The following is a 14,578-nucleotide window of genomic DNA, read 5'->3' on the forward strand; positions in this document are numbered from 1 at the left end:
TTTTTTCGCGGCTCAGCCGCGTCGGGCGCTGCCCATCGAGGCCGCGATGATCAGCGCGATCGCCAGCCACTGCGGCGCGCTCAGATGTTCGTCCAGCAGCATCAGAGCGAGCAGGGCGGCCACGACGGGTTCCAGGCTGATCATGATGCCGAACGATTGCGGCGACAAACGTTTGAGCGCCACCATCTCCAGCGAGATGGGAATGGCGCTGGACAGCAGCGCCACGCCGATGCCGGTCACCAGCACGTATGGCGACAGCAACGCGCTCCCCGCCTGCGCCACGCCGACCGGCACCACCAGCATGGCCGCCACCATCAGGCCCAGCGGCACCGACAGCGCGCTTGGCAAATGGCTGGTGCGCTTGCCGAAGACGATATAGGTTCCCCAGCAAACGGCGGCGACCACCGCATACATCAGGCCTATCGGATCGAGCGCTCCCGCGCCCGGTACCAGCGGCAGCATCAAACCGAGGCCGGACGCGGCCAGCGCCACCCACAGGAAGTCGATCGCGCGGCGCGACGATAGCAGCGCCACGGTCAGCGGCCCGGCAAACTCAATCGCCACCGCGATCCCGAACGGTATCGTGCGCAAGGCCAGATAGAAGCACAGGTTCATCGCGCCGAGCGCCAGTCCGTACAAGGCCACCGTGCCCGCGTCGGCGCGCGTCAGGCGGTGGCGCCAAGGCCGGCACAGCAGCAGTAGCAAGGCGGAAAATCCAACCCGCACCGCCGTCGTTCCTTCCGCACCCACCAGCGGGAAAAGGGTGTGCTTGGCCCACGACGTGCCGATGCCCAGACAGGTGACAGCGCCCAAAATGGCGAGGAAGGGAATAAAAGCGCCGCGTGTGGTGGTCATGATGAAATGCTGGTTGAATTCAAGGTGGTGAGAGTTTATTGTGTGGATGCGGTTATTTGGACTCGATTTTTGCCACGCTCACGCAACTTTCACTCACTATGAATCTCGATCACTTTGACTTGGCGATCCTCGACATGCTCCAGCGCGACAACACCACGTCGCAGCGCGAGATCGCGCGGCGCGTGCATTTGTCGGCGCCGGCGGTGCAGCGGCGCATCCAGCGCTTGCGGGAGTCCGGCGTGATACGAGGCGAGATGGCCGTGCTGGACGCCAGCATGCTGGGGCGGCCCTTGACCCTGACCGTGGAAGTGCATTTGCACGAGGATCATCCGGACCGCAGCATCGGCCTGCGCGAACGCATCAAGGCCGAGCCGGCGGTGCAGCAGTGCTACATGATCACCGGCGAAGCGGACTTCCTGTTGATCGTCACCGCCGCCACCATGGCGGATTTCGAGGCGCTGACGGCGCGCCTGTTTGGCGACGATCCGAACGTGCGCCGCTACCGCACGTCGGTAGCGCTAAGCTGTGTGAAAGTGGGCCTGCATGTGCCGCTTGGCCTGTCCTAACCGATATCAAATTCGATATCGATTCAGCTGAAAAAGTTATTGGTTTTCATGTAAGTCCGAGAGTAATGTTAGCGCAAACAATTTTAATATCGCTAACATGGAGACTAACATGGCGAACCATAAAACCACGCGCGGCGTATGGCTGCTGGCCGCGCTGATGCCGTTGCTGGCGCACGCCGATCCGCGTGCCGATGCCGACGCGCTGGCCCGCAAGCTCGTCACGCAAATGACGATGGACGAGAAGATCGACCAGCTGTTGAACGTAGCGCCGGCGATTCCGCGTCTTGCCGTCCCCGCGTACAACTGGTGGACAGAGTCGCTGCACGGCGCGCTTGGCCCGCTGCCGACCACCAACTTCCCGGAGCCCATCGGCCTGGCCGCCAGCTTCGATGCGCCGCTGGTGCGGCAGGTGGCGGCCGCCATCAGCGTCGAGGTGCGCGCGCTGCACACGCTGGGCCGCGAGACCGGCCACCTTGGTCGCATCGGAACCGGCCTCAACACATGGTCGCCCAATATCAACATCTTCCGCGATCCGCGCTGGGGACGCGGGCAGGAGACGTACGGCGAAGATCCGAAGCTGGCGGCGGAACTGGGCGTGGCCTTCATTCAAGGCATGCAGGGCGCCAATCCGGACCTGCCGGACGTGATCGCCACGCCCAAGCATTTCGCGGTGCACAGCGGGCCGGAGTCGACGCGTCACTTCGCCGACGTCACCGTCTCGGCCCATGACCTGGAGGACACCTACCTGCCGGCGTTCCGCGCCGCCATCGTGGACGCCAAGGCCGGCTCCATCATGTGCGCCTACAACCGCATCAACGGCCAGCCGGCCTGCGGCAGCGATTTGCTGATGAAGCAGCACCTGCGCGGCGCGTGGGGCTTCAAGGGTTACGTGGTGTCCGACTGCGACGCCGTCACCGATATCTCCGAGCAGCACAAGTACGCGACCGACCCGGCCGCCGCCGTGGCGGTGGCGCTCAAGGCCGGCACCGACAACGAGTGCAACACCAAGACACTGGGCGACACGCCCAACCTCGGCGCGCGCTACCGCGAAGCGTGGCAGCGCGGCTTGATCAGCATGGCCGACATCGACCAGGCGCTGGTGCGCCTGTTCTCGGCGCGCTACCGCAACGGCGACCTGGCCGGCTTGCCACAACGCGCGGGCGGCAAGCCGGTGCCGGTCAGCGCCATCAACACGCCCGCGCATCAGGAGCTGGCGCTGGAGGCGGCCACCAAAAGCCTGGTACTGTTGAAGAACGATGGCGTGCTGCCGCTCAAGCCCGGCCTCAAGCTGGCGGTGATCGGTCCGCTGGGCGACGCCACGCGCGTGCTGCGCGGGAATTATTCGTCGACGCAATCGGCGCCGCCGGTGTCGGTGGTGGAAGGCTTGCGACGCGTGCTGCCGAAGGCACAGATCAAGCTGGTGCCGGCCGGCGCCTCGATCACCGATGGCGATCCCGTGCCCGCCTCGGCGCTGCGCACGCCGGACGGCAAGCCGGGCTTGCGCGTCGAATACTTCAACCGCAAGGACGGCCAGTATGACCAGGCGCCGGCCGCCACCCGCGTCGAGCCGGGGCTGGAATCGCACGCGCTGCAGATCAAGGCGGTGGCCGATCAGCACAAGGTGCAATGGAGCGGCTACCTGGTGGCGCCGGAGACTGGCACCTATCGCCTCGGCGTCAGCGGCGTCAAGGGCACGCTGACGGTGGACGGCAAGCCGGCCGTGGAAGCCACCGTCTATTCGCAATGGGCCGAACCATTGCAGTTGCGCGAGGTAAAGCTGGAGAAGGGCCAGCGCTATCCGCTGCGGTTCCATACCGAAACCGGCGGCGGCAGCGGCGTGCCGGGCCTGTTCTGGAAACGCATTTCGGACGACGCCGAAGCCGACCTGAAAGCCGGCACGGCCGACGCCGACGTGATCGTCGCCGTGGTGGGGCTGACCTCCGACCTCGAAGGCGAGGAAATGGCGCTCAAGGTCGAAGGCTTTTCGGGCGGTGACAAGACCTCGCTCGACCTGCCGGCCGGCCAGCGCCGGCTGCTGGCGCAAGCCAAGGCGCTGGGCAAGCCGCTGGTGGTGGTGCTGATGAACGGCAGCGCGATCGACCTGTCGTGGGCCAAGGACAACGCCGCCGCCATCCTGGAAGCGTGGTATCCGGGCCAGTCCGGCGGCCTGGCCGTGGCCAACGTGCTGACCGGCCGCGCCGATCCGGGCGGGCGCTTGCCGCTGACTTTCTACCGCAACCTCGACGACCTGCCGCCGTTCGACAACTACGCCATGCAGGGCCGCACCTACCGCTATTACGCGGGCACGCCGGTGTACGCCTTCGGCGCCGGCCTCAGCTACACGAGCTTCAGTTATCAGCCCCTGCGGGTCACGCCGGTGGATGGCGCGGCCGAGAACGGCGTGCTGGTCACCACCGAGATCCGCAACACCGGCCAGCGCGCCGGCGACGAGGTGGCGCAGCTCTACCTGACACCGCCGGGCTTCGAGGGCGCGCCCAGGCTGGCGCTGCGCGGCTTCCAGCGCGTGTCGCTGAAGCCGGGCGAGCGCCGCCAGATCAGTTTCCGCCTGTCGCCGCGCGACCTCAGCTTCGTCACGCGCGACGGCACGCGGCAATTGATGCCCGGCCAGTACAAGCTGCACGTCGGCTCGGGACAACCGGCGGCCGGCGTGGCGGGGCAGGAGGTCGCGCTGGTGCTGAACCACGCGGTGGTACTCGATAAATAAAAAGGAGACGGACCATGATGAAGAAGATCGCAACCATTCTGGCGCTGGCCGGCGCGCTGGCGGCGCCAGCGATGGCGCAGGATGACAAGATGACGCCGATCGCGGCGCCGGCGCAACCCAACGCCATCACGCTGAACACCGGCCCGCTGCCGGGCGCCAGCGTGGCGGAAAGCTGGCATCGTCAATACGGCAGCATGTTCGCGCGCAATGTCACGGTGGCCACGCTGACACCCTTCCTGCCGGAGGCCGGCAAGGGCAGCGGCGCGGCGGTGATCGTCGCGCCCGGCGGTGGCTTCCGCACGTTGTCGATGAACAACGAGGGCTGGGACGTGGCCACCGCGCTCGCCAAACAGGGCGTGGCGGCCTTCGTGCTGAAATACCGGCTGGTGCAAACGCCGGCCGACATGGAGGGCTTCAACCGCGAGATGACCAAGCTGTTCTCCGCTGGCCCGCGCGTGGCCAACACGGCGGGCCAGCAAGACCCGGCGGTCACGTTCGCGCCGCAAATCGCCGATGCCCGTGCCGCCTTCGCGCTGGTGCGGGCGCGTGCGCAAGAATGGCGTGTGGACCCGGACCGCATCGGCATGATCGGCTTTTCGGCCGGCGCCATGCTGACCATGGCCACCACGCTGCATGGGCAGGACGCCAGGCCGGCCTTCATCGCCAACATCTACGGCCCGCTGGCCGGCATGACACCTCCGCCTGACGCGCCGCCGCTGTTCGTGGCGCTGGCCGCCGACGATCCATTCTTCGGCAGCGGCGGCTATGGCCTGATCGACAGCTGGCGCGCCGCCAAGCGGCCGGTGGAGTTCCACTTGTTCGAGCAGGGCGGCCACGGCTTCGGCATGTATCCGAAGACCACCACCAGCACCGGCTGGTTCGACGCCTGCACGCGCTGGCTGGCCATGCACGGCTACCTGGCGCGCAAGAACTAACGTTGCGGCGCGGTGCGCGGCAGCAGCATGCGCACAGCGGTGCCGACGCCGGGCGCCGAATCGATGCTGATGCGTCCGCCCAGGATGCCGGTCACGATGTTGTAGACGATGTTCATGCCGAGCCCGGTGCCGCCCTGGCCCATCTTGGTGGTGAAGAAGGGATCGAACACGCGCTTGAGCACATCCTCGGACATGCCGCGGCCGTTGTCGGTGAACACCAGTTCGACGATGTCGTCCTCCACCGCCTCGGCGCGCACGGTGATGGTGCCGCCGCCGCTTTCAAACGCGTGGTTGAGGGCGTTGTTGATCAGGTTGTTCAGGATCTGGTATAGCGCGCCCGGATAGGAATCGAACACCATGCCTTCCGGGATTTGCAGCACCACCTCGCATGGCGCGCGGCGCAGGCGCGGCATGTAGGTGGCGATGGTATCCTGCACCGCCGCCAGCAGGTCGAAGCTGCGCCGCTGGTCGTTGGTCTGGTCGACCGCGATCTGCTTGAACGATGAGATCAGCTCGGCCGCCTTGTGCAGCGAGCCGGAGATCAGCTCGCTGGCCAGGCGCACCTCCTCCAGGTGGGCGGTCAGCTCGGAACGGCGCAGCGCGCCGGCGGCCACGTGGGCTTCAAATTCCTGCACGCGGTCGCGCAGCGCGGTGGAGGCCAGCAGGCTGTTGCCGATCGGCGTGTTCAGCTCGTGCGCGATGCCGGCCACCAGCGAGCCCAAAGACGCCATTTTTTCCGACGCCAGCAGTTCGTCCTGCGTGTGCTGCAGCGTTTGCAGCGCCGCGCTCAGGTCGGCGTTGGCGCGTTCCAGCGCGGCCGAGCGTTCGCGCACCCGGCTTTCCAGCGAGATGTTGAGGTCCTTCAGTTCGCGCTTGGCGTTCAGCTCCTCGGTCAGGTCCAGCAGCGCCCAGATGATGGCGCCGTTGCCGTCCAGCGTCAGCGAGGACGACCAGATCGCCACGCTGCCGACGCTGCCGTCCGGCAGCAGCACGCCGGCGATGGCGCCATGCACGGCGCCCTGGTCGCGGTACATCTGCCAGATGCGTTCGCGTTCGATCGGGCTGGCCCAGAACGTCACCTCGTCGCTGCGCTTGCCCACCAGCTCGGTGGCGGCGGGGCCGAAGGTCTGCACCAGCGCGCGGTTGGCGGCCATGATGCGGCCGTCGCGGTCGGACACGGTCAGCGGCAGCGGCGCCATGTCGAACAGGGTCTTGAAGCGCGCCTCCGATTCCGACAGGCGCCGCTGCGAGTGCTCCAGCTGCGCGATGCGCTCGCGCAGGGCCGCGCTGATGGCGTTCAGGGTGCGCGTGAATACGGCGATCTCGTCGTCACCATGCACCGGCAGCGCCTTGCTGTAGTCGCCCTGGGCGATCTGCTGCGAATCGCCGGTCAGCGCCGCCAGCCGGCGGCCTATGCCTTGCGTGAAGACGTAGAACATCAGCATGCCGACCGCGAAGCCGATCAGCGAGATCAGCCCGCCCTGAATCAGCACCTCGTCGCGCGCCTGTTGCAAATCCCTGGTGCTGAGGCCGAAGTTGATGCTGCCGATGCGGTTGTCCTTGAGCAGCAGCGGCGAGCGCGCGTGCAGGGTGGTGTCGCTGATCAGGGTGCGCACGCCCTTGAAGCTGGCGCCGCCGCCCTGGCGCAGGATCGCGGGCAATGGCGCCTCGCGCTTGCCGGCGGCGATGATCGGTTGTTCGTGTTCGTCGAGGATGGTGATGTAGCGCAGGAAGCTGTCGTCCGGATCGGACAGCATTTCGGCCAGATAGCTGTTCAGCTCGGGCAGGCGCCCGCGCACGGCGTAGGGACTGAGGGAGAGGTTGAGCGTCACCGCGTATTCCTGCGCGACCCGTTCGGCGTTGGTGTTCACCGCGTGGTTCATCAGGCGCTGGCTGTTCCAGATCAGCACCCCGACCACCAGCGCCTGGATGACGGCGCTGAGCATCAGGAACTGCGCGCGTAACGAAAGACTCAAGACGTTCACTCCTTGTATGGCGGGGCCAGGAGCGCACGCGCCCGCCGCGCGGAGGACGCGGCGGGCTGGCAGGGCGACCTGGGTTAAGGCAGGGTCAGGATCACTTTCACCGTATCGTCAACCGCCGCTTTATCAATATACCCGATTGCTTTCGGATCGGCAGCAACTGCTTTCTTCACCTCGGCGCTGTTCGAATACTCCTTCGGCGGCGTGGCCTTGCCGGTGAACACCAGCTTGGACCACAGGGCCTTTACCTGCGCCGCGTCCTTGTCCGCCACCTTCTGGTAGAACTCGTTGCGGATGGCCGAGCCGTCGGCCTGGTCCACCGGCGTGAACAGGTTGGACTTGCCGAGGAAGAATTGCGAGGCTTGTTCCGAGAACATGCGGGTGGCCGGGTTCTGCTTGCTGACGATGACGACGATTTCCGCCGCCGAAGCTTGCGCGGCCAGCGCGGCCAGCACGAGAGCGCTCAATACCTTGTTCATTTTGTAGTCTCCCGATCAGAATACGAAGTCCAGGCCGGCGGCGACCACGTTGACGTTCTTGTTGTAGCCGGCGGCCGGCACGTTGATGAGCAGGCCCGACTTGGCGCCCGGCTTGACGCGGTCCACCTGGACTTTCAGCGCCAGTTGCTTGGCGAAGTCCCAGCGCACGCCGACGATGTCGGAGGTCTGCTCGGCGGAGGCCAGCAGGCCGGTGACGGCGGCGTTCAGCGGCGGCACCTTGGCCAGCGCGGCCGGCGGGGTGACCGAGCTGCCGGCGCCCTTGGCCGAGGCGTGCGCGTAGTACGGCAGCACCTTGCCGAAGCGGTAGCCGAGCATGGCGTACCAGGCGTTGGTGTCCGGCAGGTAGACCGTCTCCTTGGCGCGGCGCTGGGCGTACTCGGCCTGGCCGACGACGTTGTTCCAGTCCATGGTGCCGCCGATCGAGGTGAAGGCGATCTTCTTGCCGGTCTTGAAGGTGATGTCGGCGGCCAGCTGGCTGAAGCCGGCGCCGGCCAGGGTGGTGGTCAGCGCGTTGATCGGCTGGATGTCGTTGATCTTCATGTCGGCGCGCGCGTGGGCGAAGCGCAGCAGGAAGGGGCCGTATTCGCCGGCCACGCTGAAGCCGGCGGCCGGCGCGCGGTAGGTGGCGGTCGAGCCGGCGCCGGAGGACACGAACAGCTTGCCGCGGCTGACGCCGGCGAACGCTTGCGCGGTCACGTTCAGGTCGCCGATGGCGTGCTGGTAGTTGATGTCGGCGCCGTCCGAGTTCTCGATCGGGGCCTGGCCGTACATCTCGATCGGCGGACGCATCATGGTGTTGGCGTAGCCGACGTTCTGGTAGTCGGAGATCAGGAAGGTCGGCACCACCACGCGGCCCACGCGCACCGAGACTTCATCGTTGATGCGGGCTTTCAGGAAGGCCCAGGTCAGGTCGGTGGTGAAGGTGCGCTCGGTGGCCTTGCGGGTCAGCACCTGCGCGGTGCCGGACAGCCAGTCGTTGATCTTGTAGGTGGCTTGCAGGCCGAGGTTGGTGTCGAGGCCGAGGCGGGCGCTGTCGCCCACGCCGTCGGCTTGATTGTAACGCGCGAACTTGACTTCATCGGTATTGCTCTTGGCCACGCCCAGCGTGCCGAAACCACTGATGCTCAGGTTGCCATCGTCGAGCGCGCCAGCTTGCGCCCGCAGGGCGGCGGTGGCGGCGATGACGGCAGCGACTAACAGTTGCTTTTTCATGTGTTCAATCCTTGGAGTTATTGTCGTGTGACGGCGTGGCCGTCGGTGTGAGGTCTTGCCAATGCGGGGGTAGGGCATTCAGGTGCGACTGTAGACTAATTTCCTGAGAGCATGGAATAGAAAAAACGCTAAACCGAACGACTGTACTAATATTTGTGGTTTTTATACAAAAAATCCCGCAAAAACAGTAGGTTGTACGATATCTCTCCAGTAAATTTTTAATAAATTTGCTGTTCTGTCAGCCGCGCGCTCGTGGTCGCGAGGCATTACAATAGCGGCTCCCTTTTCCACCCACGAGATCACGAATATGGCCGTCAATTCCCCCCTGCCCATTGCCTCCGAACTGAAGCCTGTCGCCGGCGTCGAGATCGGCTTTGCCGAAGCCGGCATCAAGAAGCCGAATCGCAAGGATGTGCTGGTGATGAAGCTGGCGCCGACCGCCACGGTGGCCGGCGTGTTCACGCTGAACCGCTTCTGCGCCGCGCCGGTGCAGATCGCCAAGGCCCATCTGGAAGCCGCCAGGACCAGCGGCAAGCCGATCGCCGCGCTGCTGGTCAACACCGGCAACGCCAACGCCGGCACCGGCGAGCTGGGCCTGTCGCTGGCCAATGAAACCTGCGTGGCGCTGGCCGCGCAGCTGGGCGTGGACGCGGCGCAGATCCTGCCGTTCTCGACCGGCGTGATCCTGGAGCCGCTGCCGGCCGCCAAAGTGATCGCCGGCCTGCCGCAAGCCATCGCCGGCCTCAAGGCCGACAACTGGTACAACGCCGCCGAAGCCATCATGACCACCGACACCCAGCCGAAAGCCGGCTCGCGCACCGTCACCATCGGCGGCCACGCGGTGACCATGACCGGCATCTCGAAGGGCGCCGGCATGATCAAGCCGAACATGGCGACCATGCTGGGCTATCTGGCGCTGGACGCCAAGGTGGCGCAGCCGGTGCTGGACCAGCTGGTCAAGCACGCCGCCAACCATTCGTTCAACTGCATCACCATCGACGGCGACACCTCGACCAACGATTCCTTCATGCTGATCGCCACCGGCGCCGGTTCGCTGGAAATCACCTCGGTCGAACAGCCGGAATACGCGCAGCTGCGCGACGCCGTGACCGAACTGTCGCTGTTCCTGGCGCAAGCCATCGTGCGCGATGGCGAGGGCGCCACCAAGTTCATGAGCATCATCGTGGAAGAGGGCGCCAGCGTGGAAGAGTGCCGCAAGATCGCCTACTCGATCGGCCACTCGCCGCTGGTGAAGACCGCCTTCTTCGCGTCCGACCCCAACCTGGGCCGCATTCTGGCCGCGATCGGCTACGCCGGCGTCGACGATCTGGACGTGTCGAAACTGAACCTGTACCTCGACGACGTGTGGGTGGCCAAGAACGGCGGCCGCAATCCGGACTACAAGGAAGAGGACGGCCAGCGCGTGATGCAGAAGAGCGAGATCGTGGTGCGCGTGAAACTGGCGCGCGGCACCGCCGCTGCCACCGTGTACACCTGCGACCTGTCGCACGATTACGTGTCGATCAACGCCGACTACCGCTCGTAAGATGTCGGCGGCCCTCGAACAATTCCTCGCGCGCGCCGAGGCGCTGCTGGCGCGCGTGGAGGCCATCCTGCCGCCGGCCGCGCCGCGGACCGAGTGGGATCGCGGCTTCGCGTTCCGTTGGCGCAAGCGCGCCAACGGCCCGAGCTATCTGCAGGCGGTGGCGCATGTGTCGAACATCGCGCTGGACGACTTGCAGCATATCGCCCCGCAGAAAGAGCAGATCGAGCAGAACACGCGCCAGTTCGTGGCGGGCAAGCCGGCCAACAACGTGCTGCTGACCGGCGCGCGCGGCACCGGCAAGTCGTCGTTGATCAAGGCGTGCCTGAACCAGTTTGCCAGGGACGGTCTGCGTTTGATCGAGGTGGACAAGTCGGATCTGGCCGAGCTGCCCGATATCGTCGACCTGGTGGCCGAGCGGCCGGAGCGCTTCATCATCTTCTGCGACGACCTGTCGTTTGAGGAAGGCGAGAGCGGCTACAAGGCGCTGAAGGTGGCGCTGGATGGCAGCATTTCGGCGCAGTCCGACAATGTGCTGATCTACGCGACCTCGAACCGCCGCCACCTGCTGCCGGAACGCATGTCCGACAACATGAGCTACAAGCATGACGAGGATGGCGACCTGCATCCGGGCGAGACGGTGGAAGAGAAGATTTCGCTGTCCGAGCGCTTTGGCCTGTGGCTGACTTTTTACCCGTTCAAGCAGGATGATTACCTGGCGATTGTCGGCCACTGGCTGTCGTCGCTGGGCTGCAGCGAGCAGCAGATTGCGGACGCGCGCGGCGATGCCCTGCGCTGGGCCTTGCAGCGCGGTTCGCGTTCGGGCCGGGTGGCGTGGCAGTTCGCCAAGGACTATGCGGGGAAGCTGGTATGACCCAGAAGCCTGTGGATGTGGCGGTCGGCGTGCTGATCAAGCCGAACGGCGACCTGCTGCTGGGCCAGCGCCCGGCCGGCAAGCCGTATGAAGGTTACTGGGAATTCCCGGGTGGTAAAGTCGATCCTGGCGAGACCATCCTGGAAGCCTTGAAGCGCGAGTTTGTGGAGGAGTTGGGCCTGACCATCCACAGCGCGGAAGAGTGGTGTGGCGTGGAGTACGTGTATCCGCACGCGCATGTGCGGCTGCATTTCTTCATCAGCCGCGACTGGAGCGGCGAGCCGCAGAGCCTGGAGGGGCAGGCGTTCGCGTGGCAGGGGACGGTAGGCGTGGAGCCGCTGCTGCCGGCCACGATACCGTTGCTGGAGTGGCTGGAGCAAGTCCGCCACGCCTGATCAGCCGACATCGTCATTCCGGCGAAGGCCGGAATCCATGCTGAATACGCGCTGTGTTAGCGCGAGCGTTCCATGGGTCCCGGCCTGCGCCGGGACGACGTGCTACTCCTCGTCGTGCGCGTCCTTGGGCGCCACCACGGGGATGACGTATTTCTCTTCCGCCCAGGCGCCCAGGTCGATTTTCTTGCAGCGTTCCGGAGGGGGCAGGCGTTCGCTTGGCAGGGGTCGGTGGGGGGGAGCCGCTGCTGCCGGCCACGATACCGTTGCTGGAGTGGCTGGAGCAAGTCCGCCACGCCTGATCAGCCGACACCGTCATTCCGGCGAAGGCCGGAATCCATGCTGAATATGCGCTGCGTTAGCGCAAGCGTTCCATGGGTCCCGGCCTGCGCCGGGACGACGTGCTATTCCTCGTCGTGGGCGTCCTTGGGCGGCGCTACCGGGATGACGTATTTTTCCTCGGCCCAGGCGCCCAGGTCGATTTTCTTGCAGCGCTCCGAGCAGAACGGGCGGAACTTGTTTTCCGGCTTCCACTCCACCTTGGCGGAGCAGGTCGGACATTCAACAACAGTGACCATTTGAATCTTCAGAAGTTACAGAGGGTAAGCTCGAATGGTACATCATCTTCCAGCGGCTTGGGTTTCAGGTCGCCGCCCTGCGAGGTGAAGCGCACCCACAGCATGTACTTGTTGGCCGAAATCTCCGGAATCGCCCCCTGCGACTCATCCAGCGTCAGGCGCAGCATCTGATACACCTTCCCCTGCAACATCTGCTGATAGCTGCCGGCCACCGCGATCATCTTGACCGGGCCGCCCGAGTCGCGCAGCAGCCGCAGCACCAGGCCCAGCGCATCGAACAGCGGCGCCAGCGGCGCGAACCAGGTGATGATGTCGTTGAAGCGCTGCTCGGCCGGACGCTGCTGCCAGGCGTAGTAGGACGGCAAATCAAACTCGCAGGCGCCGCCCGGAATGATGGTGCGGCCGCGGATGCTCATCAGCCATTCGTTGTCGCGCACGTTCTGGCCGGTCTTGCCTTGCGCGGCCACCAAGGCGCTGCTGACGCCGTCGACTTCGTTGAGAATAGCGTCCAGCGTTTCAGCCTGGACATTGGGGTTCATGCGGTAGCCCAGCAGCGTCTGGCGCTGGCGCTCCAGTTCTTGCAGCAGGTCGGATTTGAGGTCGGCGCGGCCGGCGACTTCCAGCATGTCGAAGATGGTGGCCAGCGCGACGTGATGCTGCATCGGATGTTCTTGATGCACAAAGAACTTGAATTTCTCGTACAAATCCTCCAGGCGCAACAACGTGCGTATGCGCTCGTTGAAAGGATATTCGTAGACGATCAAAATAACATCCCTCTATAGATGGACCTGCAAAGAATTCTCGTGATTTTGAAGCAAGCCAAGCAAAATTACAAACGTTGCGAAGGCATTATTGCCGTTCCGCGCCAAATTACCAGCGAATTTGCAGATATAAAGCGTGCAAACGGGCGACTTGCGCCTCCAGAGCGTCGATTCCTGCATTATTGACAATGACGTCGTCGGCCGCCGCCAGCCGTTCGGCCCGGCTCACCTGGGCCGCCATGATGGCGCGCACCTGCGCCTCCGGCAAATTGTTACGCGCCATCACGCGGGCGATTTGCACTTCTTCCGGACAGTCTACCGCCAACAGGCGCGTGACCCGTGCACGCCACGTTCCGGACTCGATCAACAGCGGCACGGCGTAGATCACATAGGCGCCGCTGGCGGCGGCCCCGGCCGCCAGGGCGGCGTCGCGGATGCGCGGATGGAGGATGGCTTCCAGCCTCGCCTTGGCGCCGGCGTCGGCGAACACCAGCTGGCGCATGCGCGCGCGGTCCATGGCGCCGCTGTCGTTGATGAACTCGGGGCCGAATTCGCTGAGGATGGCCGGCATGGCGGGGCCGTGCGGCGCGGTCATGCTGTGGGCGATCAGGTCGGTGTCGACGATGGTGGCGCCGCGCGCGGCGAACATGTCGGCCACCGTGCTCTTGCCGCTGCCGATGCCGCCGGTCAGGCCGATGGCGAACGGTGGCCGGCTCATGGATGGACCACGCTCATGGTGAAGGCCGACAGCGGGCCGCCGTACAGCAGGGCGATCAGGCCGGCCGCAGCCAGGTAGGGGCCGAAGGGGATCGGGTTGTTGCGGCCGCGCTTGGCGAACACGATCAGGGCGATGCCGACCACCGCGCCCACCACCGAGGACAGCAGGATGATGGTGGGCAGCATGGCCCAGCCCATCCACGCGCCCAGCGCGGCCAGCAGCTTGAAGTCGCCATAGCCCATGCCCTCCTTGCCGGTGGCCAGCTTGAACAGCCAGTAGATCGACCACAGCGCCAGGTAGCCGGCCGCCGCGCCGATCACCGCGTCCTGCAGCGGTACGAAGGTGGCGTTGACGTTGACCAGCAGGCCGGCCCACAGCAGCGGGAAGGTCAGGTCGTCCGGCAGCAATTGGGTGTCGGCGTCGATGAAGGTCATGGCGATCAGCGAGTACAGGAAGAGCAGCGCCGACAGCCCGGCCCAGCCGCTGCCCAGCTTCCACACCACCAGCGCCGACAGCGCGCCGGTCAGCAGTTCCACCGCCGGATAGCGGGCCGAGATCGGCGCCTTGCAATTGCTGCACTTGCCGCGCAACGCCAGCCAGCTGATCACCGGGATGTTTTCGGCGGCCGTGATCTGGTGCTTGCAGTGCGGACAGGCCGAGCGCGGCACCACCAGGTTGTAGCGTTCCGTGTGCGGGAGCGGCTTGCCGCTTTCGGCAGCGACATAATTGTCCGACTCGCGCTGCATCATGATCGGCAGGCGGTGGATCACCACGTTCAGGAAACTGCCGAACAGCAGCCCGAACAGGCCCGCAATCAGGCTGATGGCGAGGTCGCCGGCGGGGGCGAACAGCAGGGTCGATTGCAGCATGGGCGTCAATAATCGTTAATCGTCACAGGCCCATATTAAAGCATTACAGCAACATTGCGGACGCTTTT

At 65.5% G+C, this 14,578-nt stretch carries 15 protein-coding genes; 6 read left to right on the plus strand and 9 right to left on the minus strand.

The annotated features are described in order from the left end of the window. Positions 1-12: 12 nt before the first annotated feature. Complete coding sequence (locus FHW83_RS10130; protein ID WP_176646238.1) at positions 13-855, minus strand: DMT family transporter; 843 nt, start codon at positions 853-855, stop codon at positions 13-15. Positions 856-953: 98 nt separating this feature from the next. Between FHW83_RS10130 and FHW83_RS10135 the strand changes: the two genes are divergently transcribed. The 3 genes from FHW83_RS10135 (at position 954) to FHW83_RS10145 (ending at position 5,081) form a co-directional block, all read left to right on the plus strand. After that, entirely contained in the window at positions 954-1,421 is a 468-nt protein-coding gene (locus FHW83_RS10135) for an Lrp/AsnC family transcriptional regulator (RefSeq protein WP_176646239.1), read from the plus strand. A 109-nt stretch (positions 1,422-1,530) separates the two neighbouring features. After that, a complete protein-coding gene (locus tag FHW83_RS10140) occupies positions 1,531-4,146 on the plus strand; it encodes a glycoside hydrolase family 3 C-terminal domain-containing protein (protein WP_176646240.1) in 2,616 nt (871 codons plus the stop codon). A gap of 14 nt (positions 4,147-4,160) precedes the next feature. Continuing rightward, positions 4,161-5,081: an alpha/beta hydrolase gene (locus FHW83_RS10145; protein WP_176646241.1), complete on the plus strand. Its 921-nt coding sequence runs from the start codon at positions 4,161-4,163 to the stop codon at positions 5,079-5,081. On the opposite strand, the gene FHW83_RS10150 is transcribed toward FHW83_RS10145, so the two are convergent. From FHW83_RS10150 to FHW83_RS10160, 3 genes are all read right to left on the minus strand, one after another. Then, entirely contained in the window at positions 5,078-7,066 is a 1,989-nt protein-coding gene (locus FHW83_RS10150; protein ID WP_373997192.1) for an ATP-binding protein, read from the minus strand. The two genes, FHW83_RS10145 and FHW83_RS10150, sit on opposite strands and share 4 nt — an antisense overlap. Before the next feature lie 74 nt (positions 7,067-7,140). Then, positions 7,141-7,542: a hypothetical protein gene (locus FHW83_RS10155; protein WP_176646243.1), complete on the minus strand. Its 402-nt coding sequence runs from the start codon at positions 7,540-7,542 to the stop codon at positions 7,141-7,143. Positions 7,543-7,557: 15 nt separating this feature from the next. Further along, a complete protein-coding gene (locus FHW83_RS10160; protein WP_176646244.1) occupies positions 7,558-8,775 on the minus strand; it encodes a porin in 1,218 nt (405 codons plus the stop codon). Between the two features lie 307 nt (positions 8,776-9,082). On the opposite strand from FHW83_RS10160, the gene argJ reads away from it, so the two are divergent. Genes argJ through FHW83_RS10175 form a run of 3 tightly spaced genes read left to right on the plus strand, consistent with a single transcriptional unit; the run spans position 9,083 to position 11,587 of the window. After that, positions 9,083-10,321 carry a bifunctional glutamate N-acetyltransferase/amino-acid acetyltransferase ArgJ gene (gene argJ / locus FHW83_RS10165; protein ID WP_176646245.1) on the plus strand — a complete coding sequence of 413 codons (1,239 nt, stop codon included), beginning with the start codon at positions 9,083-9,085 and terminating at the stop codon, positions 10,319-10,321. Between the two features lies 1 nt (position 10,322). Further along, a complete protein-coding gene (locus tag FHW83_RS10170) occupies positions 10,323-11,192 on the plus strand; it encodes an ATP-binding protein (RefSeq protein WP_176646246.1) in 870 nt (289 codons plus the stop codon). Further along, on the plus strand, positions 11,189-11,587 hold the full coding sequence (locus FHW83_RS10175) for an NUDIX domain-containing protein (protein WP_176646247.1): 399 nt from the start codon (positions 11,189-11,191) through the stop codon (positions 11,585-11,587). Before FHW83_RS10170 ends, FHW83_RS10175 begins: the two co-directional genes overlap by 4 nt. Before the next feature lie 102 nt (positions 11,588-11,689). Here FHW83_RS10175 and yacG read toward each other — a convergent pair whose 3' ends face one another. The 5 genes from yacG to FHW83_RS10200 all read right to left on the minus strand — a co-directional run bounded on the left by yacG (position 11,690) and on the right by FHW83_RS10200 (position 14,510). After that, on the minus strand, positions 11,690-11,809 hold the full coding sequence (yacG, locus tag FHW83_RS10180) for a DNA gyrase inhibitor YacG (protein WP_176646591.1): 120 nt from the start codon (positions 11,807-11,809) through the stop codon (positions 11,690-11,692). A gap of 179 nt (positions 11,810-11,988) precedes the next feature. Further along, positions 11,989-12,162, minus strand: coding sequence for a DNA gyrase inhibitor YacG (locus FHW83_RS10185; RefSeq protein ID WP_176646248.1), 174 nt, complete (start codon positions 12,160-12,162; stop codon positions 11,989-11,991). 8 nt (positions 12,163-12,170) lie between these two features. Beyond that, positions 12,171-12,926 (minus strand): cell division protein ZapD, encoded by a 756-nt coding sequence (zapD, locus tag FHW83_RS10190; protein WP_176646249.1) that lies wholly within the window; start codon positions 12,924-12,926, stop codon positions 12,171-12,173. Positions 12,927-13,032: 106 nt separating this feature from the next. Further along, on the minus strand, positions 13,033-13,641 hold the full coding sequence (gene coaE, locus FHW83_RS10195) for a dephospho-CoA kinase (RefSeq protein ID WP_176646250.1): 609 nt from the start codon (positions 13,639-13,641) through the stop codon (positions 13,033-13,035). After that, positions 13,638-14,510, minus strand: coding sequence for an A24 family peptidase (locus tag FHW83_RS10200; protein WP_176646251.1), 873 nt, complete (start codon positions 14,508-14,510; stop codon positions 13,638-13,640). Before FHW83_RS10200 ends, coaE begins: the two co-directional genes overlap by 4 nt. Positions 14,511-14,578: the final 68 nt, after the last annotated feature.

Source organism: Duganella sp. SG902 (assembly GCF_013376005.1).
Classification (GTDB): Bacteria; Pseudomonadota; Gammaproteobacteria; order Burkholderiales; family Burkholderiaceae_D; genus Rugamonas.